Origin of the sequence: Thiocystis violacea, assembly GCF_016583575.1 — a bacterium.
GTDB lineage: Bacteria > Pseudomonadota > Gammaproteobacteria > Chromatiales > Chromatiaceae > Thiocystis > Thiocystis violacea.
This window is the reverse complement of record NZ_NRRG01000001.1, coordinates 166244-191672: the sequence shown is the minus strand read 5'-3', so window position 1 is coordinate 191672 and position 25429 is coordinate 166244. Positions and strand designations below refer to the sequence as shown.

Annotated in this window: 27 protein-coding genes and 1 tRNA gene; 13 read left to right on the top strand and 15 right to left on the bottom strand. The window is 65.1% G+C overall.

Translation table 11 applies throughout. The features are described from left to right. Positions 1–21 precede the first annotated feature (21 nt). A complete protein-coding gene (locus CKO27_RS00820; RefSeq protein WP_200372813.1) occupies positions 22–441 on the top strand; it encodes a DUF2384 domain-containing protein in 420 nt (139 codons plus the stop codon). Between the two features lie 92 nt (positions 442–533). Here CKO27_RS00820 and CKO27_RS00815 read toward each other — a convergent pair whose 3' ends face one another. From CKO27_RS00815 to CKO27_RS00805, 3 genes are all read right to left on the bottom strand, one after another. After that, positions 534–1970, bottom strand: a complete 1437-nt coding sequence (locus CKO27_RS00815) for a fibronectin type III domain-containing protein (RefSeq protein WP_200372811.1) — start codon at positions 1968–1970, stop codon at positions 534–536. Between the two features lie 66 nt (positions 1971–2036). Beyond that, positions 2037–2771: a hypothetical protein gene (locus tag CKO27_RS00810; protein WP_200372809.1), complete on the bottom strand. Its 735-nt coding sequence runs from the start codon at positions 2769–2771 to the stop codon at positions 2037–2039. A 2-nt stretch (positions 2772–2773) separates the two neighbouring features. Further along, positions 2774–3307, bottom strand: a complete 534-nt coding sequence (locus CKO27_RS00805; RefSeq protein WP_200372807.1) for a P-loop NTPase family protein — start codon at positions 3305–3307, stop codon at positions 2774–2776. Positions 3308–4100: 793 nt separating this feature from the next. Between CKO27_RS00805 and CKO27_RS00800 the strand changes: the two genes are divergently transcribed. The 3 genes from CKO27_RS00800 (at position 4101) to CKO27_RS00790 (ending at position 7899) form a co-directional block, all read left to right on the top strand. Then, a complete protein-coding gene (locus tag CKO27_RS00800; protein ID WP_200372805.1) occupies positions 4101–4442 on the top strand; it encodes a hypothetical protein in 342 nt (113 codons plus the stop codon). A gap of 64 nt (positions 4443–4506) precedes the next feature. After that, positions 4507–4749, top strand: coding sequence for a hypothetical protein (locus tag CKO27_RS00795; protein WP_200372803.1), 243 nt, complete (start codon positions 4507–4509; stop codon positions 4747–4749). A 102-nt stretch (positions 4750–4851) separates the two neighbouring features. Further along, positions 4852–7899 (top strand): PAS domain S-box protein, encoded by a 3048-nt coding sequence (locus CKO27_RS00790; RefSeq protein ID WP_200372801.1) that lies wholly within the window; start codon positions 4852–4854, stop codon positions 7897–7899. A gap of 34 nt (positions 7900–7933) precedes the next feature. On the opposite strand, the gene CKO27_RS00785 is transcribed toward CKO27_RS00790, so the two are convergent. Next, entirely contained in the window at positions 7934–8746 is an 813-nt protein-coding gene (locus CKO27_RS00785; RefSeq protein ID WP_200372799.1) for an SHOCT domain-containing protein, read from the bottom strand. 726 nt (positions 8747–9472) lie between these two features. Between CKO27_RS00785 and CKO27_RS00780 the strand changes: the two genes are divergently transcribed. Continuing rightward, positions 9473–10246 carry a hypothetical protein gene (locus tag CKO27_RS00780; RefSeq protein ID WP_200372797.1) on the top strand — a complete coding sequence of 258 codons (774 nt, stop codon included), beginning with the start codon at positions 9473–9475 and terminating at the stop codon, positions 10244–10246. A gap of 182 nt (positions 10247–10428) precedes the next feature. On the opposite strand, the gene moaD is transcribed toward CKO27_RS00780, so the two are convergent. From moaD to CKO27_RS00755, 5 genes are all read right to left on the bottom strand, one after another. Further along, entirely contained in the window at positions 10429–10683 is a 255-nt protein-coding gene (gene moaD, locus CKO27_RS00775) for a molybdopterin converting factor subunit 1 (protein ID WP_200372795.1), read from the bottom strand. A 25-nt stretch (positions 10684–10708) separates the two neighbouring features. Then, positions 10709–11962 carry a molybdopterin molybdotransferase MoeA gene (locus CKO27_RS00770; protein WP_200372793.1) on the bottom strand — a complete coding sequence of 418 codons (1254 nt, stop codon included), beginning with the start codon at positions 11960–11962 and terminating at the stop codon, positions 10709–10711. Between the two features lie 10 nt (positions 11963–11972). Next, positions 11973–12503, bottom strand: a complete 531-nt coding sequence (moaB, locus tag CKO27_RS00765) for a molybdenum cofactor biosynthesis protein B (protein ID WP_200372791.1) — start codon at positions 12501–12503, stop codon at positions 11973–11975. Positions 12504–12549: 46 nt separating this feature from the next. Beyond that, positions 12550–13722: an NnrS family protein gene (locus CKO27_RS00760; RefSeq protein WP_200372789.1), complete on the bottom strand. Its 1173-nt coding sequence runs from the start codon at positions 13720–13722 to the stop codon at positions 12550–12552. Between the two features lie 131 nt (positions 13723–13853). Continuing rightward, positions 13854–14495: a TusE/DsrC/DsvC family sulfur relay protein gene (locus tag CKO27_RS00755; RefSeq protein WP_200372787.1), complete on the bottom strand. Its 642-nt coding sequence runs from the start codon at positions 14493–14495 to the stop codon at positions 13854–13856. A gap of 619 nt (positions 14496–15114) precedes the next feature. On the opposite strand from CKO27_RS00755, the gene CKO27_RS00750 reads away from it, so the two are divergent. Beyond that, positions 15115–15288: a hypothetical protein gene (locus CKO27_RS00750; protein WP_200372785.1), complete on the top strand. Its 174-nt coding sequence runs from the start codon at positions 15115–15117 to the stop codon at positions 15286–15288. 81 nt (positions 15289–15369) lie between these two features. Here the strand turns inward: CKO27_RS00750 and CKO27_RS00745 are convergent, their stop codons facing one another. Next, positions 15370–16515, bottom strand: coding sequence for a glycosyltransferase (locus tag CKO27_RS00745; RefSeq protein WP_200372783.1), 1146 nt, complete (start codon positions 16513–16515; stop codon positions 15370–15372). Between the two features lie 166 nt (positions 16516–16681). On the opposite strand from CKO27_RS00745, the gene CKO27_RS00740 reads away from it, so the two are divergent. After that, a complete protein-coding gene (locus tag CKO27_RS00740; protein ID WP_200372781.1) occupies positions 16682–17890 on the top strand; it encodes a hypothetical protein in 1209 nt (402 codons plus the stop codon). A 19-nt stretch (positions 17891–17909) separates the two neighbouring features. On the opposite strand, the gene CKO27_RS00735 is transcribed toward CKO27_RS00740, so the two are convergent. Together CKO27_RS00735 and CKO27_RS00730 are read right to left on the bottom strand one after the other, a co-directional pair. Then, a complete protein-coding gene (locus tag CKO27_RS00735) occupies positions 17910–18989 on the bottom strand; it encodes a glycosyltransferase (RefSeq protein WP_200372779.1) in 1080 nt (359 codons plus the stop codon). Continuing rightward, entirely contained in the window at positions 18986–20020 is a 1035-nt protein-coding gene (locus tag CKO27_RS00730) for a glycosyltransferase family 9 protein (RefSeq protein ID WP_200372777.1), read from the bottom strand. Before CKO27_RS00730 ends, CKO27_RS00735 begins: the two co-directional genes overlap by 4 nt. Positions 20021–20279: 259 nt before the next feature. Between CKO27_RS00730 and CKO27_RS00725 the strand changes: the two genes are divergently transcribed. The 6 genes from CKO27_RS00725 to CKO27_RS00700 all read left to right on the top strand — a co-directional run bounded on the left by CKO27_RS00725 (position 20280) and on the right by CKO27_RS00700 (position 24508). Continuing rightward, positions 20280–21620, top strand: coding sequence for an O-antigen ligase family protein (locus CKO27_RS00725; protein WP_242470654.1), 1341 nt, complete (start codon positions 20280–20282; stop codon positions 21618–21620). Positions 21621–21636: 16 nt separating this feature from the next. Beyond that, entirely contained in the window at positions 21637–22938 is a 1302-nt protein-coding gene (locus CKO27_RS00720) for a capsular polysaccharide export protein, LipB/KpsS family (RefSeq protein WP_200372773.1), read from the top strand. A gap of 182 nt (positions 22939–23120) precedes the next feature. Next, positions 23121–23261, top strand: a complete 141-nt coding sequence (locus tag CKO27_RS00715) for a hypothetical protein (protein ID WP_200372771.1) — start codon at positions 23121–23123, stop codon at positions 23259–23261. A 93-nt stretch (positions 23262–23354) separates the two neighbouring features. After that, entirely contained in the window at positions 23355–23705 is a 351-nt protein-coding gene (locus CKO27_RS00710; RefSeq protein ID WP_200372769.1) for an IS630 transposase-related protein, read from the top strand. Between the two features lie 16 nt (positions 23706–23721). Further along, positions 23722–24294: an IS630 family transposase gene (locus tag CKO27_RS00705; RefSeq protein ID WP_200372767.1), complete on the top strand. Its 573-nt coding sequence runs from the start codon at positions 23722–23724 to the stop codon at positions 24292–24294. Further along, a complete protein-coding gene (locus CKO27_RS00700; protein ID WP_200372765.1) occupies positions 24275–24508 on the top strand; it encodes a hypothetical protein in 234 nt (77 codons plus the stop codon). Before CKO27_RS00705 ends, CKO27_RS00700 begins: the two co-directional genes overlap by 20 nt. A gap of 149 nt (positions 24509–24657) precedes the next feature. Here CKO27_RS00700 and CKO27_RS00695 read toward each other — a convergent pair. From CKO27_RS00695 to ihfA, 3 genes are all read right to left on the bottom strand, one after another. Then, positions 24658–24734: transfer RNA gene (locus tag CKO27_RS00695), tRNA-Pro, on the bottom strand. 37 nt (positions 24735–24771) lie between these two features. Beyond that, positions 24772–25146, bottom strand: coding sequence for a MerR family transcriptional regulator (locus tag CKO27_RS00690; protein WP_200372763.1), 375 nt, complete (start codon positions 25144–25146; stop codon positions 24772–24774). Then, on the bottom strand, positions 25127–25426 hold the full coding sequence (ihfA, locus tag CKO27_RS00685; protein ID WP_200372761.1) for an integration host factor subunit alpha: 300 nt from the start codon (positions 25424–25426) through the stop codon (positions 25127–25129). The genes CKO27_RS00690 and ihfA overlap by 20 nt, the downstream gene beginning before the upstream one ends. Positions 25427–25429 lie beyond the last annotated feature (3 nt).

Genomic DNA, 25429 nt, shown 5'->3' with positions numbered 1-25429 from the left:
GCATGGTCCCAGGTGGTCCACATGACTGAATCGACACTCGACGAGCGCCTCTCTCTGACCCGGCGCACCATGGATTTGCTGGAGGGTTGGGGTTTGGCGGGGCGCGAGATCGCCCTCATCCTACGACTGCCCGACACGATCAAGCCACGGCATCTGGGCCGTTTCCACGATCAGGAAGCCTTTCCGGACGATCCCGAGGTGAATCGGCGGATCGCTTACCTCTCCCGCATCGAAGAGGCCCTGCACACCTACTTTCCGCGCAACTCCGAGATGCGCCGACTCTGGGTGAAACGCGCCAATCGGCAATTCGGCCGGCGCGCGCCGGTCGCGGTGATGGTGGAGGACGGCGAGAGCGGCATGATCTCGGTACTGTCGCACCTGGACTGTACCTTCGCCTGGGATCTGACGGGCTCGAAGGCCGAATACGGAAGGGCGAGCTAGCGGGAGAAGGGACTCCCTGACCGGCTGGTCGTGGGTGGGAGGCCCCATCCAAGCCGCGATTCCCGGACTGGATGGGGGCGAACGGCCTTCCCCTATGGTGTCGCTCGCTCCCGCTTGTAGGCGGGCCAGGTTCCGGTGTTCGCGATCGTTTCGTTCGCGGCCCCGACCTGGAATTGAGCGGATGCGGCGGGCGCCTCGGACACCTCGGCGCCGACCTGGAAACGCTCGGATGACGAGAAGCTTTCGAAGCTGTCGTCGATCACCTCGACGACTCCCTCCCCCTCCGGGCCGAGTCCAACCAGGATCTCGCCACGCCCATCGTTATCGATATCGCCGATGGCCGCCCGTGTCTCTCCGTTGAGTCGGTTGTAGTTGGGGAAATTGACGCCGATGAGACCCAGGGACACCAGGGAGGCGTGCGTATAGTCGAAGACCTCCAGATAGCCGTTGCCGCCCACGCCGAAGCCCATGACGAGTTCGTCCGTGCCGTCGCCATCGAGGTCGCCCAGGGCCGGACGTGTCTCGCCCACGTCGTGGGCATACTCGATCCAGGACAGGCCCTCGAAGGTCAGACCCTGCTCGGCCAGGAGGCGCCCCTGGAGACCCGGCGAGAGTTGGATCGTTCCGGCCTCGGTGGATCCCTCGGCTGGTGGGGAGATGTCGATTCCCGTCTTGATCAGAAAGGTGCCTCCGGGAATGCCGGCCGGGCTATCCACGGCATGCAGGCCGATCACCAATTCGTCCGCGCCCTCCCCATCGAGATTACCCAGGGCGGGATAGGTGGCGCCACTGGCCGCGTTGTATTCGGGCCAGTCGACCTCCGTCCAGCCACGCGGCGCGAGGGCGCCGTTGGAATAAGCGAAGACCTCCACCAGGCCGGCACCGCCCGTCCCGAGGCCGACCAGGATCTCGGCCCGGCCATCGCCATCGAGATCACCGAGCGCTGGGTAGGTGTCACCCGTGGCCGCCGCGTAGTCCGGCCAGGAGACGACTCCCCAGGTCAAGGGCGTGAAGTCGTCGTCGAGAACCCGAAACAGACCGCCACGCGAGGGACTGGTATCGGTGGCGCCGATGTAGCCTATGACCACCTCGTCCCGACCGTCGCCATCGATGTCGCCGGTCGCGATGATCGGCTGACCGTGAATCGCGTCGGGCTCGGTCAGCTCGGCGGGCAGGAACTGCTCATGGCTGCGTTTCATGTTGGCGACCTCGACCCAGGGGCCCCCGGACGCGGTGTCGCTGGTGCCGAAGAGATAGCGGAACCGGCCGGATGTCAGCTCATTGGAGAAATCCGATTCCTCCGAATAGCCATCGGTCGCCTTGACCGAAAAATAGTAGATGGCGTCTGGGACAAGATTCGAAATCGTCGTGCTGGTCGCCATCCCCACATCCTGGAACTGATCGTAATTGCCGGGGCTTTGTCCGTAATGCACCCTGTAATTAGCGACCCGGGAATCCTGAACCGGATCCCATTCCAGTTCGATGGATCCCGGCTCGGAACCCATCGCCTGAATGTTGACAAGAGCCATCACGCCGGCAACGATGGCCGCCGTGCCGAATCGTGCGCCAGGCCATGCGATTTTCATAAGCTCACCCTATTCTGTTAAATGCCTTCCAAGCGGCTCGGCATTGGGTAGGCTGCCCAGCACCGGCAATCCAAGATAGCGCGCGATCTGCCGGTCCGATTTGAATGATGGATTCGCGATCTCGCGAATCCCGACAAGCACGAGAAACACCAGCAGCGACAGCCCAAGAATAGCTGCGGCGGGAAGCCCGCGGTCCGCATTCCAGGGATCCGGACTTGCGCTGACGGTCATCTCCCCGGATTTCTCGAATCGCGAAGCGGCGCCGATGGACGAGGTCTGACGTACCTTCGCATCCTCGATCCTTTGCAGGAGACGTTCCGTGAAGTAATTCACAAGATAGCGCCCCAGTTCTCCATCGTTGCCCTGATAGCTCAGCCGCGCCATCGAATCACCCTCTCCAGCCAGGCTGAGGGTCGAATGCACGCGCCGACGCAGATCGGCTTCGCCGCGCGGGGCAACATCGCCATCGCGCAGCAGCTCCATTTTCTGCTGCAATCGCGAGATCGCGAAACCATCGAGAAACAATTGATCCGGATCCGCCATCAGCTCGTCGAGACTCAGTGTGCTGACCGGATTCTTCACGACCAGGATCGTCCCGGAGTAGGAGAAATCCTGTTGTACGCGGTATTGTCGATCCAGGTAGGCCGCGCCGATCAGATAGATCAACAGTGGCAGCAGGATCAGGGGAGCCCACCGCTTCTCCGCGTTCAGGGCCGCGAGATAACGCCGAATATGAAAACCCATGATCATTCCCCCTTCGCTTGCTGATTCGTGACGACGCCGATGATGTTGGCTCCGGCGATTTCCATGATCTTATGGGCCTTCTTCACATCCTGTTTTGAAGTCACCCCACTCATAACCAGCATGACGACACCGTCGACCATCTTGGTCAGCATGACGGGATCGAGCATTCTTCTATTCGTTGGGAAGATGGCCGCGCCGTCCACGACGACCAGGTCATAGGCATTCTTCGCCTGGTCGACGAGACGATGGCCGATGCCGAACAGATCGCTGTTCAGCCTTTCATGCTCGGCATGGTCGACTGGCGCGCACAGCACGTCCAGCGTGCTGTCCTTGGGAGTAAAGACGAGATCCGACAGATCGCTCTCCCGCATCCTGTCCAGCGTGTGGGCCGGCTCGCATCCAAAGAAGCGATGCATCGCGGGCCGGTGCCAATTGAGATCCAGCGCGATCACGCGCGACCGACCCAGGAGCGCGGCCGTCGCGGCCAGCGACGAAGCGAACAGGGTCTTCCCCTCGTCGCTCGCGGCGCTGGTCACGAGCAGTGACATCGGCCTGCGCTCCCCCAAGGAATGCTCGATCGCGCCCAGGATCCGCTTGACTTCAGCGATTTGCTCTAGCGCGCGCCGGTTTTTTTCATCGTTCTGACTCATCGTTGTCCCTGAGTATCATCCGCGATTGAGAGATAGGGTGGAGATAAAGGTAAGGGCGCTGGTAATTTCAACGATACGCGAAACCTCCTGGATCCGGGCGTGTGGCCGTCATGGAACGGACACGCCATGATGACATAACCACAGGATGTTTAGGATGAACCGCCAGGGGCCAATCGTCCAGGGCGGAACCCCCGCTTTCGTCCACGGCGGCCAGCCCGACCGGGCATCCCGCGACCCTTGGGCGGGTGCGCATCATCTCATCCGCGCGGGCCTGGGCGAAACCGCGGGAGACCCTCGCCGAGCATCCTGTGCGATCTTTGCCCCAATCGATAGGATTTCGTGGGAGCGGCTTTTAGCCGCGATGAGCGCCGACGCGAGGTTTTTCGCGGCGGTAAGCCACTCCCACGGGAGTGCTCGTTTGTCGCCATCCTACGAATCGAGGCACTACCCCTAAGGATACGCCTCTCGACCGGCCCTGGCCTTCGGACAGGGTGCCGATGCCGGCTCCATTCATTCGAAACACCGCTATCGCGATCCCGGCTCCATGGCTACATCCATCGCGCGAGGAACGCCAGGCGGATCCATCGGACGGTCGACCCAGGTCAATCGGATGAATCGACGATTTGTGACCGGAGTCCGATGACCGGCTGTCGGATGGGCCGCGAACTGGATCATAGGCGTGTATGATTTCGCCGGAGTGGGCGATGGATTCGAACGAGCAACGATGGGATGGCGGTCGGGCGGCGTGTTTATCGCGGATCCAGTCGCCGATATGGCGGCGATGGATGCCCCGCAGCGAATCGTGATGATGTTCTCATTTTTGCCCAGGCGCGCCCGTTTTTTTACACAGGATCCTTCATGGGCCGTTGAATTTTTCGAAACGCAAAAAAATATTCAAATCATGAGGTTGCATGATTTCAGGGTAATGGGACTTGAATTTATCAGTTTAGGTCGAAAGAAACCAAAAACGCCATTCATACACGAAAAGAAATTTCCGCCTTCAATGGGGTCTGGCGGTTAAGTATTCTTCCCCAGTGTACGTCCTGTGCGTATGGGGAGCAGAATCCAGACACCCTGATTCCGTCGTGCGCTTCATTATGTCGTATCTCGATCCAGCTATCATTTATCGCGATCTGGAGACCGACCGAGCCCGGTTGGGATCGATTATCGCGGACCAAAACCTGGCGGTCGATGAATTCGTGTCCACGCATCGCGAGACGATCCGCCAGTATTACGCAAAGGCGGGTGGATACACATTGGATCGAGAAACGGCTCGTCAGGCGACCGTTGCTCTATTCCATTATTTGCGCCCCCAAGCCTCATGGTGACTGAACCCATCCTTCTTGAGTGCGCGAGACGATAGCCGATAAAACGCGGAGCCATTGGATAGCGGCTGATGGGACGCCAATTCGTAACAGGTCGTTAGCGAGATGTTCAACCCCTATCCAGCCAGGATTTTCAGCGAAATAGCTTCCGACCCCGACACCAAGGCCGCCATCATTGCCGATCGGACGCTGGATTTCGAGGCGTTCGTCAACAAGCACAGCCAGACCCTTCGGGCCCACTACGCACAAGCGTCCCAGGATCTGGACGAGGAAGACGCCCGCGCCATCGCCGCCACGCTGTGGCGCTATATCCAGTATCTGCGTCAGGTCCGGTTATCGGCCGCCGCTCCCGATCCGTCCCATGCCCCGCACAATCCGCGCCAGCGGGCCGAGTCACGGACCGGCGCCATGAGCGTTTCGGAGACGACCGGCCTCACGCCAGAGGCGAACGAACGACTGATCCACGAATTGCGGGTGCATCAGATCGAGCTGGAGTTGCAGAACGAGGAGCTGAGAGGCGTCCTGGAGGAGTTGGAGATCTCGCGCGCGCGTTATTTCGACCTCTATGACTTGGCCCCGGTGGGCTATGTGACCCTCGGTGAGGATGGCCTGATCCAAGAGGCCAACCTCGCCGCCGCGAAGCTCCTGGAAACTCCGAGGATGCGCCTGGTCGGCCAAGCCCTGACCCGCTTCATCCACCCCGAGGATCAGGACGTCTTCTACCGTTGCCGACAGGAGCTCTGGTCCTCGGGCGTGCCACGGTCCTGCGAACTGCGACTCCAATGGGAAGACAAGGCACCGCGCCGGATCCGTTTGGAGACCAGCCTTGAGCCGATGGGTCGGCAGGTCAGGCCCCAGTGGCGGGCCATCCTGATCGACATCAGCGCCAGCGCCGAGATGGAGGAGGCCCTGCGGCGCGGCGAGGCGCTGCTCAATGCCGCCAAGGACATCGCCGGACTGGGATCCTTCGTGTGGGACGTGCGGGACGATTCACTGGACCTGTCCGAGACCTCCTTCAAGATGACCGGGATGGATCCGGAGACCTTTTGCGGAGGCCTGAACGAGACCATCGCCCGGCACATTCATCCCGATGACCGCGCCTCGGTTCGTCAACAACTGACGGCCATGATCGAGCAAAGGCACACCTGGCCGATCGAATTCCGGTTCATCCGTCCCGACGGATCCGTCCTCTGGCTCAGGATCGGTTCGCGGTTCGAATTCGACGAACAGGGCCTCCCGATCCGATGCCTCGGCGTCCTGTACGACATCAGCGAGCAGAGGCGCCAGGGCGAGGTGCTGCGCGAGAGCGAGGCACGCTTTCGTCTGCTGCTGGAGCAAACCCCGTCGATCGCCGCCCAGGGCTATGGTCCGGACGGCACCGTGCATTACTGGAACAAGGCCGCCGAGACCCTCTACGGATACGAAGCCGAGGAGGCGATCGGACGGAATCTGCTGGATTTGATCATTCCGCCGGAGATGCGCGAGGAAGCGAAACAGGCGATCGAGCGGATGGCCGCGACCGGGCAAGCGCCGCCCATGGCCGAGTTGTCTCTCCGGCACAAGGATGGGCGACGGGTTCCGGTGCTATCGAGTCATGCCGTGGTTCGGATTCCGGGCGGGGCGATGGAACTCTTTTGCCTGGATATGGGCATCGCCGAACGCAGGCAGGCGGAGGAGGCACTGCGCGAGAATCAAGAATTACTGTCGCTGTTCATGCGTCACTCGCCCGTTTACATCTATCTCAAGGAGGTGACATCCACCGAGAGCCGCGTGATCAAGGCCAGCGATAATTTTCAGCGGATGATCGGTCTCCAGGGCCTGGACATGGTCGGCAAAACCATGTCTGAACTGTTTCCGGCCGAAGTGGCCGCGAAGATCACCGCGGACGATTGGGTCGTCGTATCCACGGGGGAGATGCTGGTTCTGGAGGAGGCGTTCCAGGGGCGCCACTATTCCTCGATCAAGTTTCCGATCGTCCAGGACGGCCGGACCCTGCTGGCGGGCTACACCATCGATATCACCGAACAGAAGGCCGCCGAGCAGGCCCTGCGCGAGGCCAATCGACACAAGGACGAGTTCCTGGCGATGCTGGGACACGAATTGCGCAATCCGATCGCCCCCATCCGGCATGTGGCGGACATCCTGAGTCTCGATCCAACACTGGATCGGGTGCCTTGGGCGGCCAGTCTCCTGAGTCGGCAGGTCGATCATATCAGCCGAATCGTGGACGACCTGCTCGATGTCGCCCGCATCAACCGGGGCAAGATGAAACTTCGCAAGCAAGGCTTCGATCTGCGCGAGGCGGTGGAACGGGCCATGGAGCAGATTCGCCCGCGGCTCGACAAGGACGATCAGCGTCTGGAGGTCGCACTCCCGCCAACCCCTGTCTGCGTGTACGGCGATCCGGAGCGATTGGCACAGGTCATCGTCAATCTGCTCAGCAATGCCGCCAAGTTCAGCGAGTCGAACACCAGGATCTTCCTGACCCTGGAGAGGGCGAACGAGGAGGCGCGGATCGAGGTGCGCGACGAAGGGCGCGGCATGGCGGCCTCCCTGCTGCCGAGCGTCTTCAGTGCCTTCAGCCAAGGCGAACAGACGCTGGAGCGTTCCAGCGGCGGCCTGGGTCTGGGCCTGGCGCTGGTCAAGGGTCTGGTGGAACTGCACGACGGCCAGGTGCGGGCCGCGAGCCCCGGCCTTGGGGCCGGAAGTACCTTCACCGTGACCTTGCCGCTGGCATCGACCGTGCCGGTGGCCTCCGAATCGGCCTCGACCTCCGATCGGCCCGTCCACCAATCGCGCGTCATTCTGGTGGTGGACGACAATTGGGATGTGGCCGAATCCTGCGCCATGCTGCTGCGCTGCCTGGGCCAGCAAGTGCACACGGCCAACGATGGCCCGACGGCGTTGGAAACCGCCGAGCGGATCCAGCCCGACCTGATTCTGCTCGACATCGGACTCCCCGGCATGGACGGCTACGAAGTGGCGCGCCGTCTGCGTGCCACCGAGGCGGGGCGTGACGCGCGACTGGTGGCGCTGACCGGTTACGGCCAGGAACATGACCGCCAGCGTACCCAGGCGACCGGTTTCGACGCGCATTTGCTGAAACCGCTCGACTCCAGGATCCTGCTGGCCGAGCTGGATCGCTGTTCCTGAAGCGGGTCGTGGCGGATCGTCCGATGGGCGCGGTTTAGAACCGGCTCAACAGCTCCGACTTTTTCCGCGCGAACTCATCGTCGGTGAGAATGCCCTTGGCATGGAGATCGGCCAGGCGCTCGATGGCGGAAAAGACATCCGCCCCTGGCGCGGTGGTGAAGTCGCTGTCCGGCATGGGCGCCGCCGATGTTCCAGGATGGGGCGAGGCGGGTGGTTCGCCGTTGATGGAGACGACCGGCAGGCTGGATAGATTCACGCTGCCGTACTGACTGCTGAAAAGGATCGATCCACCCATTCCCTGCTGCTGGGAAAAGCCACCGATTTGGTGATCGAGGGTGTCATACACCCAGACCTGTCCATTGGTCTCGACCGCGAGCCGACGGGCGTTGGCGAAGTAGGCGTAGCGCACGTTGTTCTGGCTGCCGGTCGCGCTGGGCGAGCCGATCCCGCGAGGCCACCAATGCGCGGTTGGATCGGGTACGAACAGGCTGGAGTCGCCCATGAAGGCGCCCGCGCCCTGGCTCTGCTGTCCACCGCCGCTCTGACTCTGCGATTGAAAGCTACCCTGGCGCAACAGGCCGGGTTGGTTGGCCAGGATCCCGGAAATCTCCCCGCACAGGGCGTCGACACGTCCCTTCAGGCCCTGGTTGAACATGTCGCTCAACATCAGCATGCCGCCGAGCATCCACTGACCGGACCCGGAAAACTCGGGGTGGTTGAATTGCGCCATGGAACCGTTGCCGTTGAGCACGGCGAACAGCATGTGCGTCACGGCGTCGGGACTGAAGCCGTGACGTTGGGATAGCGCGTTGACGACTTGCTGACCTTCGGAAGTGAGTGGCTGCATGTTTCATTCCGCGCCCGGTCTGGCCGGGCGAAAAGGCACGGAAGAGATCGGGTCTCTCCCGCGCGGCATTAGAGGGGTTTCGACCAGAGGCGTTTCGATGCGTATCGCGCCCTGGCCAGGAGTGTCGAACGGGTGGCGGTCAACCGAACGCGCCGCGCCGGGGGTGAGGGGCCGGGCGAGGGTCGCGCGGCTCGCCTGCCGCCGAGGCGCGCACCGATCCTATGGGGCTTACGGTAACCCTAAAGCGTCCGCTGAACAACGACAGCTAGGGGACGGATCGGCGCCGGGTGGTGCCCCAATCGAGAGGATCGGCGCGTGGAGGATGGGCATCGCCGCGCTCGCCCATCCTTTTATCGTGAGCCTCGGAGCGTACAGGATGGGCATCGCTCTCGCTCTGCCCATCCTACGGATTGGAGCACTACCGAAGATGGGTAGTGCCTCGATTCGCAGGATAACGACAAACGAGCACTCCCGTGGGAGTGGCTTGCCGCCGTGAAAAACCTCGCATCGGTGCTCATCGCGGCTAAAAGCCGCTCCCACGAAATCCTATCGATTGGGGCGCTACCCGCGCTTGATGATCCTGACGGACAGTCCATGGCATCCCGACCGACGCTCCGGCAAGGATTTTGTCATCATGATCGGCGCCTGATGGTCACCGCCGTCAGGGTTCCGACCGACCGTCCATCCCGTTTCGTTCAACGCCTTCCACTCTGGAGTCCATCGACGATGCACCGAGACCATCCCATCCAAACCCCGATCGGCGTCTTGCTGACCCTGGCGCTGCTGGCCCCTGGCGCCGCCTTCGCCTACGACAACAAGGACGCCGTCCGCGATTGCGAGAGCCGCGTCCGAAGCGAATACGGTCTCATCGACCTGCGCGAGTCCCGCGCCGCCCAACTGCCCGGCGAGAAGAACTATCGGGTGGAGGGCAAGACCAAGATCGATGGCGACAAGTATCCCTGGAGCTGCGAGATCAATAACCGGCGCGTGGTCGATGTCGACTACCGCGGACGCCGGCCTCCCCGCGTCGGGGGTGGCCCTGGCGGCGGCCCGGGCGGCGGGGTGCCCGAGGTCGTGCCCCGTCGTTCCGGTGAAATCGAGGTGCGGATGCCGGGCGGTTGCACCGCGCTTTATGATCGCGACGGCGATCCGATCAACCGCGGCGGTAGTTGCGGTCCAGGGGACCGTCGCCGGGCCGATGACGCCGCCGCGTCCTATGTCCGCGAACAGGGATACGGCGGGGGTCGCGACCGTCGCTACAGCCAAGAGGATCGGGGCGATTATGACCGTGCCTACGATAACCGCGAAGGATCGGAGCCGCCCCGTCGCGGAAATTCGGGGCTTGATATCGACTTGAGCGAAAGAGGCAGTGGCCGGATCAGATTCGATAACGGCTGCACGGTCTCTTACCAGAACGGCCGTCGCACGAGGGTATCGAGCGCGTGCGGGGATCGTCAGATCGATCGCGCCGACGACGCCGTGGATGACTATCTGCGCTAGTTGATGCGCTCGCTAATCCCCCGGCATTGCCGGGGGGGCCGGTAGCGCCCCAATCGATAGGATTTCGTGGGAGCGGCTTTTAGCCGCGAAAAACCTCGCGTTGGTGCTGATCGCGGCTAAAAGCCGCTCCCACGGGTGGGCTCGTTTGTCGTCATCCTACGAATCGAGGCACTACCACCCCCTCATCCGCCCGTGACCGGCGGAAAAATCCCGACCTCGTCGCCGTCGCGAATCGGGGTCTCTGGGCGGGCGAGTTCCTGATTGACGGCCATCATCAGACGCTCGCCCTCGGGTAGCGTCTCGGCCCAGGGGCCGCCTCGGGAGCGCAGATGGCCCAGCAGGTCGGCGAGGGTGTCGATACCGGATGGACGGGCGAGGGCTTCCTCGGCCAGTCCGAGCTGCTCGCGAAAACGGGCGAAATAGAGAATCCGGATCATGGTGGCGGTCGACCTCGCGGCTGGCTCATTGGAAGAGATGGGCGAAGGGGATGAAGTCGACCCGATCACCGCGCGCGATCACCCGCCCCGGCGCCAGTTCGATCAGACCGTCCGCCCAGGCGACCGATGAGAGCACCGCCGAGGAGCGGCTGGGATAGACCGCCAGCTCGGTCTCGCCGTCCTCGCCCACCACCAGGCGTCCCCGATGGAATTCGGTGCGTTTGTCCGGCTTGGGCCAGTCGAAGCCGGCGCGCAGCTTGAGCCGGACGGGCGAGAGGTCGCCGGTCAGGCCCTGCATCCGCAGGATGACCGGACGGGCGAAGAGACAGAAGGTCACGAACAGCGAGACCGGGTTGCCGGGGCTGCCGAAGAATGGCGTCTCGCCCACCCAGCCGAAGGCGACCGGCTTGCCGGGACGGATGGCGATGTTCCAGAGATCCAGTGTGCCGATCCGCTCGACGGCCGGCTTGAGATGATCCTCCTCCCCGACCGACACCCCGCCGCTGGCGACGATCAGGTCGGCTTCATCCGCGCCACGCCTCAGGGCGGCGATGGTCGCCTCCAGGGTGTCCGCGACGATGCCGAGATCGACCACCTCGCCGCCCAGGCGTTCGATCAAGCCCCGGAGGCTATAGCGGTTGGAGTTGTAGATCTGGCCCGGCCCCAGTGGCTCGCCCGGCGTCGCCAGCTCATCGCCGCTGGAGAGGATCGCGACCCGCAGGCGCCGATGGACGCGCAGCTCGGCCACCCCGACCGAGGCGGCCAGACCCAGATGCTGAGGCGCCAGACGGATGCCGGCGGCGATCACCTCCGCGCCCGCGCGGATGTCCTCGCCGGCGCGCCGGATGTTCGCCCCGGCCTTGGCGTCCAGCGGGATGAGGACCGTCTCGCCCTCGCGCGCGCAGATCTCCTGGATCACCACGCTGTCGGCGCCCGGCGGCACGGGCGCGCCGGTGAAGATGCGCGCGGCGGTGCCGGGCTCCAGCGGCGTGCCGGTCGTTCCGGCCGGGATGCGCTGGGCGACGGGCAGCCGTCCGCCGAGCGCGGCCAGATCGGCATGGCGGATGGCGTAGCCGTCCATGGCGCTGTTGTCCCAGCCGGGGACATCGATGGTACTCGTTACCGGGACGGCCAGGACGCGCCCGAGAGCGGCCTCGATGCGGACGGTTTCGCTGTCCGCGATGGGTCGGACCCGTGAGAGCAGGAAGTCGATCGCCTCCTGCTGGGTCAGGGTCGGGCGGTCGCTGGGGATGGATCCACACTCGTGAGACGTCGTCATGGGGTTCGTCTCATTGTTCGCGCAGACGCGGGATGAGTTGCGCGAAATTGCAGGGGCGGGTGCGGATGTCCAACTGGGGTCGGAGGATGTTCTCCCAGGCGGTGCGACAGGCGCCGGTCGAGCCGGGCAGACAGAAGACGAAGGTGCCGTTGGCCAGGCCGGCGATGGCGCGTGACTGGATGGTCGAGGCACCGATCTCCTCGAAGGAGACCTGGCGGAACAACTCACCAAAGCCCTCGATCCCTTTGTCGAACAGCGGCCGGACGGCCTCGGGGGTGCTGTCGCGTCCGGTGACCCCGGTCCCGCCGGTGCTCAGGATGACGTTGACCTCGGGGTCGGCGATCCAGCGCGAGACGACCGCCCGCAGTTGGTAGACATCGTCGGGGACGATCGCCTTGGCAACGACCCTGTGTCCGGCCGCCTCGGCGCTCTCTTTCAGGTACCGCCCGGAGCTGTCCTGGTCCTCGCCCCGGCTGTCCGAGACGGTCAGGATCGCGATCTTGAGCGGGAGAAACGCCTGCTCGCTAAAGTGTTCACTCATCTCGATCCCCTTTGATAAATGGCGTTGTTGGTATTGGCGCGCCGGCTTATCCCGGCCGTCCATCCGGACGCGGGCTCACCAGCATTGGGGCATGCACCCAGAGAAACAGCCCGAAGGCGAGGATCCAACAGAAACCGCTGATCATCAACCATGTGTGATAGCCGGCGGGGTCGAGCAGTGGCACGAGACCGCGCAGGGCGGCGGCGAGATTGATGAGGACGAAGGCGAGGATCGTCAGCGGAGTCGCCCGCATCGGCCGACCGGTGTGCCCCACCGCCACCCGGGCCATCATACCCAATGTGATTACCCCGATCGCGCCGACGGTCAGGGCGTGCAGGGCGCCGCGCGGCGGCAGGACGCCGAAGGCCGGCAGTCCATCCAGGATCAGACCGAGCACCAGCCAGAGCAGACCGGTCTGGAGCACGGTCAGCATGGGCGTGGTCCAGATCCGGCGATCGTGCCAGCCGATCAGCCGCGCCAGTTGCACCAGACCCAGGCCGATGGCCAGCCCGCCCGCGACTTGACCAAAGGGTTGGACGAGATCGGCGATCAACAGCCCGGCCGCGACAGCGAAGGTCAGGCGTTCCAGCCAGGGAAACACCCGAGGCCGAGCGTCCTCGATGACACTGCGGATGAAAAAGGGCATGACCCGGCCCGAGACCAGCAGCAGGATCAGCAGCACCAGATCGAGCATCAGACGATGGCCGCGCGTCGCGCCGCCGCTAAAGAGGCCGAACGCCTCCAGGTGCACCATGGCCCCGGCCAGGGTCATGCCGGCGAACACCAGCAGAAAGACCCGATTGACCGGATTGGAACCCAGCCAGAGCGGTCGCCAGAGCGCCAGCGCCAGGGCCGGGAAGAAAACGAGATCGAGTCCCGCGATCAGCACCGGCGGCAACCCCAGCCAGGGCGCGAGCCGACCGGCCAGCCAGAGCCCGACCAGGGCAGCGAGCGAGGCACCGGTCGGCGTGGGCAGGCCGGTCCAATTGCGCGCCGCCGTCAGCAGAAAGCCGGCGATCACCGCCGCCAGATAGCCGAAAAGCATCTCGTGAGCGTGCCAGGTGATGCCGGCGAGATGGCTCGGTTGTGGCCAGAGACCGCTCAGCATCGCGAGCCAGACGGCGACACCGAGGATCGCCGCCGCGCCGGCGGCGAGAAAGAAGGGACGGAACCCGAGCGCGAGGACGGGCATGGCTTGAAGGCGTGAGCTGAGGGTCATACGGATCCCGGCCGGGTGGCGGCTGAAACGAAGTTGGTTCGCACGCTAGCCGCCGGGTCGGGTGCCGGCCTTGATGCCGGTCAAGTCGCGGGGCGCGCGCCCCGCCGCTGGTCCGGCGGTCGAACCCCGACTCAGTGCTCGCCTTTCGTGCGCAGCAGTCCCGCCAGCCGATTGCCTTGCTTCTGTGGACCGCCGCGCGGAAAGATCTGGTGAAGATAGCGGTTGCTGCCGCGTTCGCGCCCCCAGACCTGGCGGAAGTGCGGGATCATGTCACGCACCGTCGCCTGGGTACCCTGCCGGGCGAAGCGGGCGCGCAGAAAGCGAATCACCTCCCAATGTTCGGCATTCAGCGCCAGCCCTTCCTGTCTGGCGAGGGCGCGCGCGAAGTCTTCCGACCAGTCCGAGGGATCGACCAGATAGCCCTCGCTGTCGGTCAGGATCGCGCGCCCGCCGACCTGAACCGCGCGGGTCGTCATGTTGGGATAGGCGTTGCTCCCGGTCGGGAATTCGCCGGGGAGTCCGCGCGAGTCCTGCTCGGATTGGGTGATGGACCACAACTCGATCGGGATCTCGCCGTCGAGCCGGCCATCGTAGCGCTCCACCCCGGACACCAGGATCTTGCCGCTGGTCGGCGGCAGATCGAAGCTGGCCACGCCGGCGCGATCGGTCAGTACCGGCGCCGTCTCGGTCCCATCCGCGTCCAGCCGCAGGACGACCGGGGTGCGCTTCAGGGGTTCATGGGTGGCCTTCATGGATATTTTGACTGCGATCATCGTCAGGTCTCCGACGGCTACGACATCCAATAGCCAGGCGACTCCAGGATGGAAGCGCCAGGCCCGGTTCGGCTGGGTTCAGTGAAGCGATCCGGTGTCGGATCCAGTCCGGGTCGGGACCGAATCCACAGCGGTAAAGTGAAAATAGTGGCGTTTGAAGGCCAAGCAAAACGAAATCTATCGGGACTTCCCATCGAAATATTTGATATTTCAGTTTCCTGGACGTTCCTGCCTGGAGCTTGATAAGTCGATAGGATTCAAATGATTCCGGGCTTGATTGGCGGGCTGGATCGTCTCGCCGAACCGAGCGCCGATCGGCCAGGAGGTCGGGTCGGTTCAGGCGATCCGTACCCAGGCCGCGCGAGAAAGACAAGAGGCATCGGAATGGCGCCGGCGGTCGGCTTGGATACCTCCTTCCCGAGGCCCCATGGCCGGTCCTCGGAACATTCATTGGGGAACGTGACGGGGATCCCGCTTGCGTTCTCCTCCTTGACCTAGGCTGTTCTTGAAGGGAGTCGAAAACAGCGGGGTCGGATTCGAGCGATCGCCCCCGATAGGGCGCGAGTCAGCCTGGCGATGGAGGCCAGTGGCGAGCGCGTCGACATCTGGAGACAAAGCCATGACATACGTCTATCAATCCTTTGGAGCCATGACGGGTTGGGCCTTTATCTACGGATGCCTGCTCGGTCTGGCCTCGCCCGCGACCTACCGGAGGCGAGCGGCGAAGGTCGGAGCGGAGTCCGCCCGACCCGCGCCGGACCGAACCGGCGAGGATACGGCGGATCCGGTTTGATCCCGACGCGGCGCGGCGATCGTGCCGATCGATGGGGTCTTTACTGGGTCAGATTGATGACTACCAAGGATCGCGCATCACCTAAACCTCGGCCATCGGCGGCAACCCCATGGCGTCCAGATAGGCATCCGTGCTGGCCTCGATCTCATAACGGCGAGCGGCCTCTTTGAGCCGGCTGGCCGCTGGCGGATTATTCAGGGTCGCGGCCATCGCCCGCGCGAGCGCGGTCACGTCGCCGACCGGAACCAGGGGGCCATAGCGCCCACCATCAAGGATCTCGCGCGGTCCGCTCGGGCAATCGGTCGAGACCACCGGCGTGCCAACCGCCAGGGCCTCGATCAGCACGAAGCCGAGTCCCTCCCAGCGGGAGGTGAAGGCGAAGAGATCGGCGTGCGCCATGTAGGCGTAGGGATCCTCGACATAGCCCGGCAGGTCGACATCCCCGGCCACGCCCAACTCCTCGGCGAGCGCCAGCAGGCGCTCGCGCGCCGCTCCGCGCCCGATGATCATGAGTCGAGAGGCCCGTTCGGCGCGCAGTCGGGCGAAGGCCCGGATCAGGGTCTCGAAGTCCTTGCGACTACACAACTCACCCGCGCTCAGGATCAGGGGCACGTCGGGCCGGCCGAACCAGGGGTGTTCCGGGCGCGGCGGATCCGCCTCGAAGAGGCTCGCCGGAACCACGGGCGGCGGCACCACGCGGATGCGCGCGCGGGCCAGTCCGGTGTAATCGGCCATGTCGTCGGCCACGCCCTCGCTGGCGACCATGACCTGATCGGCGAAGGGATAGAGTCGGCCCATGGAGGTGCGCTGAATCCAGCGCTCCAGCGGACCCCGGCTGGCGAGATCGATCGAGATGGTGGTGCCTGATCGCAGCACCAGACGGGTCGGGACGCGCGCGAGCAGGCGCGCGAGCAGGGCGATCCGGTTCACCCGGTCCTTGTCCGAGAGCATGACGACCGGCCGCTCGGCGCGCAGATAACGCACCACCCCCGGCAGACAGGCGGCGGTATGGCGCGATCCCAGATCGACGATCCGAACGCCTGGCGGAATCGTCTCCAGTGTCGGTCCATGCCGGCGTACCTTGAGCAGATCCACCTGGTAACCACGCCGCGCCAGGGCCGGAATCAGATGCCTCGCCGCCCGATCCACGCCGCTATGACCGGAGGTGGAGAAAAAACAGGCGATGCGGGTCGGCTGAACCCGGCTTGGAGCGGTTGAATCTGGCATGTTCGACGGGTCTCGCGGGGGCAATGGCATCGGCCAAGGGAGTCGGCGCCTGGGTTTCGCATTCTAGGCGTTGCCAAGCTGTCGAGCCCGGCACGTTTCTCCAAGGCCCGCGCCGTTATGATTAGGCATCGACCCGACAGGAGGCGCACCTGGACGCGAGGCCGCCATGAAACGCTATTCACTGACCCTGACTGGAGAACGGCTGGCCGACGTCAAACGGTACGAGGCCGTCGCGGCGCTGGCCGAGCTGCTGCGTCTGAACCTGGCTCAGGCGGACGCGGCCTTGAACGGGAAGCCCCGGCCGCTCAAGGGTTTGCTGACGCTCGACCAGGCCGAGGCCGCCAGGGAGCGGCTGGAGCGGGCGGGGATCGGCTGCGAGATCCGCGACGAGGCACCCGCGTCCGAGGCGCCGCCAACCGCCGCCGAGGCCTTCGCCCGTCCACTCGATCTGCCCATGGAGAGCGTCGGCATCCGCTGTCCCAAGTGCGACGAGGAACAGCCGCCGGGCGAGATCTGCCGCCGCTGCGGGATCGTCTTCGCCAAATTCCTGCACGCCAGACAACCGGCCGCAACGGAGCGACCGCGCGCCGCCGCGCCGGAGCGGGCCGACAGCTTCCCCTATCGACTGGTCAACCAACTCCTGCTGCTGGTCTTCCTCTCCAGCCTGGGACTCGCGCTCTGGAGCGACTGGAAAGGCGAGCAATTCCCCCCGCCGGACTTCTACGACCTGGAGCGACTGGTCGAGCCACGCCAGACCCCGACCCTGACCGAACCGTTCCAGATCGAGGCCCAGGGCATCGAGTACCGGATCGAGCCCCAGTTCGACTACGAGCTGGATGGCGTGGTGGTCAGCCTGCACGACAGCGACGCCTTCTGGGACATCTACCACTTCAAGGACTGGAAGGATTTCATCAACATCCGCGATCTCTGCGTGGTCTGGGGCGAGAACGTCGCCAACGGCGTCTTCCGCGAGATGCATTACAAGAACACCACCTGGACCTGCTGGATCTCCACCAACGACTCGGCGACCGCGCAACGTTTCGGCTGGGACCAGCTCTCCAACAACCATCTCTTGAGCCACGACGCCTATCTCCAGAAGGCGATCAAGTCCGCCCGGATCGGCGATCAGATCCATCTTCGCGGCCAGTTGGCCAGCTACTCCCACGCCGGCGGATTCCAGCGCGGCACCAGCACCAACCGCACCGACACCGGCAACGGCGCCTGCGAGACCATCCACATCCAGGATTTCCAGATCACGCGCGCGGCCAATCCCGGCTGGCGGCTCGTGCATCGGCTCTCCACCGTCATCGCCGTACTCGCCTTCATCGGTCTCGCGCTGCTCTTCTTCTTCGCACCCTACCGACCTTTTCGATAGCGGCGCGGGCTCGGATTCTTCAATCCAGAAGCTCGCGATACACGGCGAGATTCCCCTCGACCATGGCATCGATCGAGAACTCGCGCGCCATGAGCGCCCGCCCGCCCTCGCCCAGGGCGCGCCGTTGCTCGGGATCCACGAGCAGGGTGCGGATCGCCTCGCGCAGGGCCGGGACATCGCCGGGCGGAACCAGTCGGCCGTTCTGGCCATCGCGCACCGCCTCGGGGATGCCGCCGGCGCGGCTGGCGACGATGGGGACGCCGGCGCTGGCGGCTTGCAGCAGGGAGACGCCGAGCCCCTCCATCAGGGCCGGATGCACCAAAAGGTCCAGGCTTGGCAGGATCTCGGCCAGATCCTCGCGGAAGCCGGCGAGGCGGACATGCTGGCCTAATCCAACCCCATCGATCTGGCGCGCCAGTTCCTCGGCCAGCGGTCCCTGACCAAAGAATCGCACCTGGATCTCGGGATGCGCCGCGATCAGGTCCGGTAGCGCCTCCAGCAGAAAGCAGTGCCCCTTGCGCGGAATCAACTGGGCGACGACGCCGATCAACAGGGCCTCGGCCGGAACCTGGAGCCGCTCGCGGATCGAGGCGCGATCGAGCCGCCCGACATAGCTCTCGACATCCACCGCGCTGCGCACGACCCGGAGCTTTTCGGGCGGCAGACCCTCGGCGAGCAGCACCCGGCCGATCCCCTCGGAGATGGCGATGACGCGATCGTGCAGGCGGTATTTGAGCGCGACCAGCCAGCGCGGCTCGGGGTTGTCGACCCGGCGGGTGTGGACCACGGGAACCCCGGCGAGTCGGGCGGCGATTCCGCCCATGACATCCGCCCCGATGCGGCTGTGCAGATGCACCAGATCCGGCCGCTCGGCGCGGATCAGCCGAAGCAGCCGGACCACCATCGCCAGGTCGGCGTCGCCGTGCATCGTCAGCCCGTGCACCTCGGCGACCGGCGCGGCGGCCTCGGCCAGGGCGCAGCCGCGCGGGCAGGCGAGCCGATTCTGGTGTCCGCGCGCGGCCAGTCCGCGCAGCAGATGCCGCACCTGAAAGGCCCCGCCATAGAGATGCCGGCCACCCTCGACATGCAGGATCCTCATGCGCGCAAGACCTCGCGGGCGGATCCCATGACTTCCTCGACCTCGATCCGTCGCAGGCAGTCGAAGCTTCCGCCGCAGGTCGGTCGACGCTTGCAGGGCGAGCAGGGAAGCCTGTGATAGAGCACCCGAGCATTGGCGCGGCGGGTGTCCAGATAGGGGCAGGTGGAGCCGAACAGCAGTAGGCTCGGGGTGTCCAGCGCGATCCCCATGTGCCCCAGCCCGGTATCCACCGCCACCAGCAAGGCCGCGCGATCGATCAGCGCGGCCGCCTCGGTGAGACTGGTCCGACCGACGACGTCGACCAGCAGATCATCGGTGGCGTCGGCGATACGGGTCGCCGCCTCGCGGTCGGCCGGTCCGCCGAGCAGCACCGGCGTCAATCCCAGCTCGGCCTGGATGCGCCGGGCCAGCGACGCCCAGCGCTCCTCGATCCAGTGTTTCTGCGGCCGGGTGGTGAAGGGACAGAGCACCGCGTAGCCGTTGCCCAGACCCTCGCGCCGGATGACGTCCTCGGCGAAGGCCGCCTCGCTCTCGCCATAGTGGACCTCCATCGCGAAATCCTCGCATGGCAGCCCGAGCGACTCGGCGAGAAAGAGATATTCCGACCCGATCCGCCTGGAGTCCCCGCCGCGCGGTAGTCGCTGGGTCATCAGCCATTGGCTCCCCTCGCGCGAGCCCAGTCCGATACGCTCGGGCGCGCCCGAGAGCCAGGCCAGCGCGCCGCTCTTGAGCAGCCCTTGCAGGTCCAGCGCCAGATCGAAATCGCGCGCGCGCAGGGTCGCGCGCAGGGTCCGAATCCCGGCGAACAGCTCGCGATAACGGCGCGCCCGCCACAGACGCTCCCAATGGCGCCGCGGACAGACGATCACCTCGTCCAACTCGGGATGCCGATCCAGCAGAGCGACGCATTCGGGCTGCGCCAGCCAGGCGATACGGGCCTCCGGCCATTTACACCGCAGCGCCGCGATGAGCGGCGAGGCGAAGACGATGTCGCCGATGGCGCTGAGTCTCACCACTAGAATGGATTTCATATGCGCTCTGTCGCCTGCTCAGGCCTGATTGGATGGTCGGAGATGGGGAGCTTCTTGCGGGACATGGGCGCGCATCGAGGCAGGCTGGGGTTGCTCGCGATTGTACCCCGCCGGGAGCGACCCGCCCCATTTCCGGGCCGCGACCCCAATCACCGGCGCGTGGCGTGATAGCATCCGACGCGCGCCGCGGGATCCAGGTCGAGCGGACCGGGCGCGCCATCATGAATCGACGACAGTCGCACGGGGCGAACACTTGGCCATGCTTTCGGATCTTCTCGCTCGCATCGACGCGGAGCCTCTGATCACACGCCTGACGCCCCCGCTGCTCGCGCTGAGCGCGGCCACGGTCACCACCGCCTACTACCAGATCCACGGGCCGACCTTGCACAGCCTCATTCTGCTGAGTCTGGTCTGGCTCTGGATGCGCTCGCGCAATGACCGGCCGCTCCCCATCCGTCGCTCCACACTGGCCCTGTCCGGCGTCTTTCTTGTCTACACCCTGATCGCGGTTCTCTCGGCGAGTCGCGTCGGCTTCAACGCCGAGGCGCTGAGCCGGCTCGAACACTTCAGCTATTTCCTGGCCGGGGCCTTTCTCATCCCCTTCCTGGTCGCGATGCGCCTCCGCCCGATCTGGTTCTGGGGCGCGATCGGGGCCACGGCGCTCCTGTCCGGACTCCATGCGCTCTGGGAGATGCAGACCTTCGCCGAGGTCCACCGACTCGCGACCGGGCTGGACTACCGCGCCGGCGGCAGCAAGGGCAAGCAGATCCCATTCGGCGACATCGCCACCCTGGCCGCGACCCTGAGTCTGCTCGGGGCCTCCATCCATCTTCGGTCGCGGCGACTCCTGGCCGGGTGGCTGGCCGTCGCCGCACTCCTGGGCCTCTATGCCAGCCTCGCCTCCGGCACGCGCGGGGCCTGGGTCTTCTATCCCACCGCGCTGGTCGTCATCGCGATCGCCCTGATTCAGCAGTACCCGACCCGGCGGCGGGCCGTTTTGCTCGGCCTCGCCGGGATCGTCCTGGTCGGCGGGATCGCGCTCTCCCAGTCCCCGACGATCCAGGCGCGTTTCGCCACCGCGATCGTCCAGATCCAAGACTACGCCCCAGGAGCCGAGGTCCAGGCCGGCAACGCGCTCGGCGAGCGGTTCGAGATGTGGCGCGCGGCCTGGATGGCCTTCCGGTCCGAGCCACTGCTCGGGATCGGCGTCGGGCAACTGAACGGCTACTTCAAGCAGGCCGCCGAACAGGGACGGATCTCACCGGCCATCGCCGACTTCAACCGGGGCGAGGGACACACCCACGCGCACAACGACTATCTGCACGCCCTGGCCACGCGCGGTTGGCTCGGACTCGTCTCGCTGCTGCTGCTCTACCTGGTTCCGCTGGCGGTCTTCATCCGCGCGGCGGCGATTGAACGCGACCCCGAGGCGCGCGGTCTGGGTTACGCCGGCATCCTGGTGATCCTCGCCTACATGCAGTTCTCGCTCACCGACTCCATCCTGCTGGCGCGGATGACCGCCGGCTATTTCGTCCTGTTGTGCGCCTGGCTGCTGGCGATGAATCTGACCAGCCGCCCGACGCGGACCCCGCCTGGTTAGTAGATCCGGACCCCTGATGCCCGCCAAGCCGATCCTCTTCATCGATCCGGGACCGAACCTGGTCCAATACCTCGCCGCCGTCGGCGAGCGGCTCGCGCCCCACTACCGGGCGGTCTTCTTCTCGCGCCGGGTGAAAAGCCGCGGCCTGCTGCGTCGGCTCGGACAGGAGATCCATCCGGATCAAGGCGCGCGGCGCACCCATGATCCATCCCCATCGATCCGGATCGACCCCGAGGCGCTCCTGGCGCGGCTGCGCAAGGAATCGGACAAGACCCTGATCAGAGCACAGGGTCCAGCCTTCCGCCGACTGGTCGGCGAGCTGGACACCTGTCTCGACCGACTCCAGCCGGCCGGCGTCTTCTGCTGGAACGGCTCCGGCCTGGCGGCGGCGATCGCCGAGCAACTGGCGCGGGCGCGCGGTCTCCCGCTCCTCTTCGCCGAAAACGGCTATCTGCCCAATACGCTCCAACTCGACCCCGAGGGCGTCAACGCCTTCTCCTCCATCGGCCGCGACCTGGATCTGGACGCCATCCGCGCCCGGCCCTATTCCGACCAACAGCGCCAGGAGCTGGACGCCCTACTCGACGATTACCGGGCGGGACAGGCCCCGCCGCGCGCGCCGCCCGCCCGAGGTCGCGTCCGCCCGCCGCCGCTCGCCTACCTCATCCAAGCCTGGGACGACTGGCGCGAACGCGAACCCTCGCGCCCCCTCAACCGGCGGATCTCGCGCCAGCCGCCGGAGCTTCCCGAGCGGTTCGTCTTCTTCCCGCTCCAGGTCAGGAGCGACAGCCAGCTCACCATCCACTCACCGCTCTACGGCAACCGGCTCGACCAGGCCATCGCCGACCTCGATCAGTCCCTGCGCGCGATCGATCCCGAGTTGAAACTGGCGATCAAGCTCCACCCGGCCGATCTCGGCAAGACCGACTACGACCCCATGGTCGAGCGCTTCCCCCAACACCTCTGGATCGGCGGCGGCGATGTGCGGACCCTCCTCCAGCGCGCCGAGTGCGTCGTCACCATCAACTCCACGGTCGGCATCGAGGCCATGATCTTCGGCAAACCGGTCGTCGCGCTCGGCGACAACTTCTACGTCCGCGAGGGCCTGGTTCATCCCGTGCGCGACCGCGCCGAGCTGACGCCGCGTCTGCGACAGGCCCTGAGCCAACCGCCGGACGCCGGGCTGATCCAGCCATTCCTGCGCTTCCTCTACTTCGAAGCCTTCGTGCGCGCCCACTGGCGGGATTATTCCGAAGCCTCGCTGAACCATCTGGCGGAGCGGATGATGGCGATGGTTCAGGTTCGGTCAGCGGATTGATTCGAGCTGTCCGCCACGCGAATTCATTGCGTCCGTCTACGTCATCCTTGGACGACGAAACCCAGGGGGAGCTTCGGATGGTCGAAGACTTCACCCCTGACGAGCCGCCCGCCCTGGCGCTGATCGTGGAGCGCCACGGGGCCGGCTGGCGCTGAACCACCGAGGCGGACGGCGCGCGATGAATGGCATATTTCAGCCAGCGTCACTCCCTGCTGGCCGGTTATCGGGATCTGGCGCGCATGGCTGGCGATCGGTACGCCGAACTCGACGAAGCGCCCACCGCACCCCTGGCTGGCGCAGTCGATCAGGAGGTGGCGGCATGAGAGCCATCCTAGAGCATTTTCATGACGGCTGTCTGGAATCTTGCGGGATGATCGCCGTCCAATGGGCGTGGTGATCTTGACCGGAGACGGATGATGCCCAAAGCCTATTCAAACGATCTGCGGGAGCGCGTGATCGAAGCTTGTGATCAGGGTGAGCGAGCGGCGGCGGTGGCGAAGCGCTTTGCCGTGAGCGAATCGTTTATCGAGAAACTGAAACAGCGCCGCCGTGAACGTGGCACGGTGGCGGCGAAACCCCATGCTGGGGGGCGTCAACCGGTTCTGGTGGCACAGAGCGAACGGATCCGTGCCCAGTTGCAGGCCAAGCCCGACACCACGTTAGAGGAACTGCGGGACGGGTTGGGGCTGTCGGTTGCCCTTTCCACCGTGTGGTATCACCTGAAGCGCCTGGGCCTGACGTTCAAAAAAAACCCTGAAGGCGGCTGAACAGGAGCGCCCGGACGTGAGCCTGGAACGGGCGTGCTGGCAGGCCCTGCAACCGCTCTGGGATCCGGCCCGCTTGGTGTTCGTGGATGAAACCGGGTTGCACACGGCGATGGTCCGGGAGTGGGGCTGGGGGGCGCGCGGCGAGCGCGTGCGGGGCACGGTGCCGCAAGGTCATTGGGAGACCACCACCCTGGTGTTGGCGGTGCGCCAAGCCGGGCTGGTGGCGCCGATGGTGACCGCCGGGGCGATGACCGGAGCGTTGTTTTTAGCCTATGTGAAGGCGTTTCTGGCGCCCACCTTGGCGGCGGGCGACATTGTTGTCTGGGACAACCTGTCCGCCCATTCGGTCGCGGGGGTGCGCGAAGCCATTGAAGCCCGTGGCGCGACCCTCCAGCCACGGCCACCGTACAGCCCGGATCTCAATCCCATTGAGCCGGTCTTTGCCAAGTTGAAGGCGGGGATGCGCGCCGCGGGCGAGCGCACCGTCGAGGGACTGTGGAACACCCTGGGCAAGCGGTTGGATGACTTTCCGCCTGCTGAATGCGCCAACTTCCTGCGGGGAGCCGGGTATGCCGTACAAGCAAATTGAAAACGCTCTAGTTGACGACGACTGGCGGACAATGGCCAGCAACGCCTCTGATGTGCTCTCGATGCTGTCATACCTGGACTTCGAGCGACTAGGAGGGCGGCGCGGCGCTGATTACGGCATTTACCTTGTCCTGAACGAGGTCGCCGACGCCTTGGATGATGTGTCGCGACGACATGACGATCCATGTCCAGCAGCCGAGACCACTACCGACTGACCCGCCACCCTGACCCAACCGACCCGGCCGAGCGCCGAGTTTTTCGTCTGGGGTACAGAGTCCGCGAGCCCCGGCAGAAATGCCGAACTGTGGCAAAACTGGGGCACAGAAAAAACGGCTTAGAAGCGAACTCCTAAGCCGTTGATTATTGGTCGGGGCGAGAGGATTTGAACCTCCGACCACCTGAACCCCATTCAGGTGCGCTACCAGGCTGCGCTACGCCCCGTAAAGACGATCAAGCATAAAGTCTGATCGCGGCAGTGTCAACGCCGGAGAACCTGGAGGATCTCTTCGAGCTCAAGTCGCATCTGGCGGAGGATCTGGTGGGTCTGGTTAAGGTCGTGCTTGGCGCCTTCGCCGCTGAGCTGCTGGCGGGCGCCGCCGATGGTGAAGCCTTGTTCGTAGAGCAGGCCGCGTATCTGGCGCACCATGAGGACGTCGTGACGCTGGTAGTAACGCCGGTTGCCGCGGCGCTTGACCGGTTTGAGCTGCGGAAATTCCTGCTCCCAGTAGCGCAGGACGTGCGGCTTGACACCGCAGAGTTCGCTGACCTCGCCAATGGTGAAATAGCGTTTGCCTGGAATCGGCGGGAGATCGCCGATGCCCGGCTCGTCAACGCTATCGCTCGATTCCAGCATAGGCTTCCACGCGTGACTTGAGCTTCTGGCCCGGACGGAAGGTGACGACGCGACGCGCGGTGATTGGGATTTCCTCGCCCGTCTTTGGGTTGCGGCCGGGGCGTTCCTTCTTCTCGCGCAGATCGAAGTTGCCGAAACCGGACAGCTTCACTTGCTCCCCGCGCTCCAAGGCCGTGCGAATCTCTTCAAAGAACATCTCGACGATGTCCTTGGCCTCGCGCTTGTTGAGACCCAACTCGTCGAACAGATGTTCCGCCATTTCGGCTTTGGTCAACGCCATACC

Excerpts from the sequence above, each read along its gene's own strand:
- CKO27_RS00820 (WP_200372813.1), top strand. The coding sequence starts at position 22 with ATGACTGAATCGACACTCGACGAGCGCCTCTCTCTGACCCGGCGCACC.
- CKO27_RS00815 (WP_200372811.1), bottom strand. The coding sequence starts at position 1,970 with ATGGCTCTTGTCAACATTCAGGCGATGGGTTCCGAGCCGGGATCCATC.
- CKO27_RS00810 (WP_200372809.1), bottom strand. The coding sequence starts at position 2,771 with ATGGGTTTTCATATTCGGCGTTATCTCGCGGCCCTGAACGCGGAGAAG.
- CKO27_RS00790 (WP_200372801.1), top strand. The coding sequence starts at position 4,852 with ATGTTCAACCCCTATCCAGCCAGGATTTTCAGCGAAATAGCTTCCGAC.
- CKO27_RS00785 (WP_200372799.1), bottom strand. The coding sequence starts at position 8,746 with ATGCAGCCACTCACTTCCGAAGGTCAGCAAGTCGTCAACGCGCTATCC.
- CKO27_RS00780 (WP_200372797.1), top strand. The coding sequence starts at position 9,473 with ATGCACCGAGACCATCCCATCCAAACCCCGATCGGCGTCTTGCTGACC.
- moaD (WP_200372795.1), bottom strand. The coding sequence starts at position 10,683 with ATGATCCGGATTCTCTATTTCGCCCGTTTTCGCGAGCAGCTCGGACTG.
- CKO27_RS00770 (WP_200372793.1), bottom strand. The coding sequence starts at position 11,962 with ATGACGACGTCTCACGAGTGTGGATCCATCCCCAGCGACCGCCCGACC.
- moaB (WP_200372791.1), bottom strand. The coding sequence starts at position 12,503 with ATGAGTGAACACTTTAGCGAGCAGGCGTTTCTCCCGCTCAAGATCGCG.
- CKO27_RS00760 (WP_200372789.1), bottom strand. The coding sequence starts at position 13,722 with ATGACCCTCAGCTCACGCCTTCAAGCCATGCCCGTCCTCGCGCTCGGG.
- CKO27_RS00755 (WP_200372787.1), bottom strand. The coding sequence starts at position 14,495 with ATGATCGCAGTCAAAATATCCATGAAGGCCACCCATGAACCCCTGAAG.
- CKO27_RS00750 (WP_200372785.1), top strand. The coding sequence starts at position 15,115 with ATGACATACGTCTATCAATCCTTTGGAGCCATGACGGGTTGGGCCTTT.
- CKO27_RS00745 (WP_200372783.1), bottom strand. The coding sequence starts at position 16,515 with ATGCCAGATTCAACCGCTCCAAGCCGGGTTCAGCCGACCCGCATCGCC.
- CKO27_RS00740 (WP_200372781.1), top strand. The coding sequence starts at position 16,682 with ATGAAACGCTATTCACTGACCCTGACTGGAGAACGGCTGGCCGACGTC.
- CKO27_RS00735 (WP_200372779.1), bottom strand. The coding sequence starts at position 18,989 with ATGAGGATCCTGCATGTCGAGGGTGGCCGGCATCTCTATGGCGGGGCC.
- CKO27_RS00730 (WP_200372777.1), bottom strand. The coding sequence starts at position 20,020 with ATGAAATCCATTCTAGTGGTGAGACTCAGCGCCATCGGCGACATCGTC.
- CKO27_RS00725 (WP_242470654.1), top strand. The coding sequence starts at position 20,280 with ATGCTTTCGGATCTTCTCGCTCGCATCGACGCGGAGCCTCTGATCACA.
- CKO27_RS00720 (WP_200372773.1), top strand. The coding sequence starts at position 21,637 with ATGCCCGCCAAGCCGATCCTCTTCATCGATCCGGGACCGAACCTGGTC.
- CKO27_RS00715 (WP_200372771.1), top strand. The coding sequence starts at position 23,121 with ATGGCATATTTCAGCCAGCGTCACTCCCTGCTGGCCGGTTATCGGGAT.
- CKO27_RS00710 (WP_200372769.1), top strand. The coding sequence starts at position 23,355 with ATGCCCAAAGCCTATTCAAACGATCTGCGGGAGCGCGTGATCGAAGCT.
- CKO27_RS00700 (WP_200372765.1), top strand. The coding sequence starts at position 24,275 with ATGCCGTACAAGCAAATTGAAAACGCTCTAGTTGACGACGACTGGCGG.
- CKO27_RS00690 (WP_200372763.1), bottom strand. The coding sequence starts at position 25,146 with ATGCTGGAATCGAGCGATAGCGTTGACGAGCCGGGCATCGGCGATCTC.
- ihfA (WP_200372761.1), bottom strand. The coding sequence starts at position 25,426 with ATGGCGTTGACCAAAGCCGAAATGGCGGAACATCTGTTCGACGAGTTG.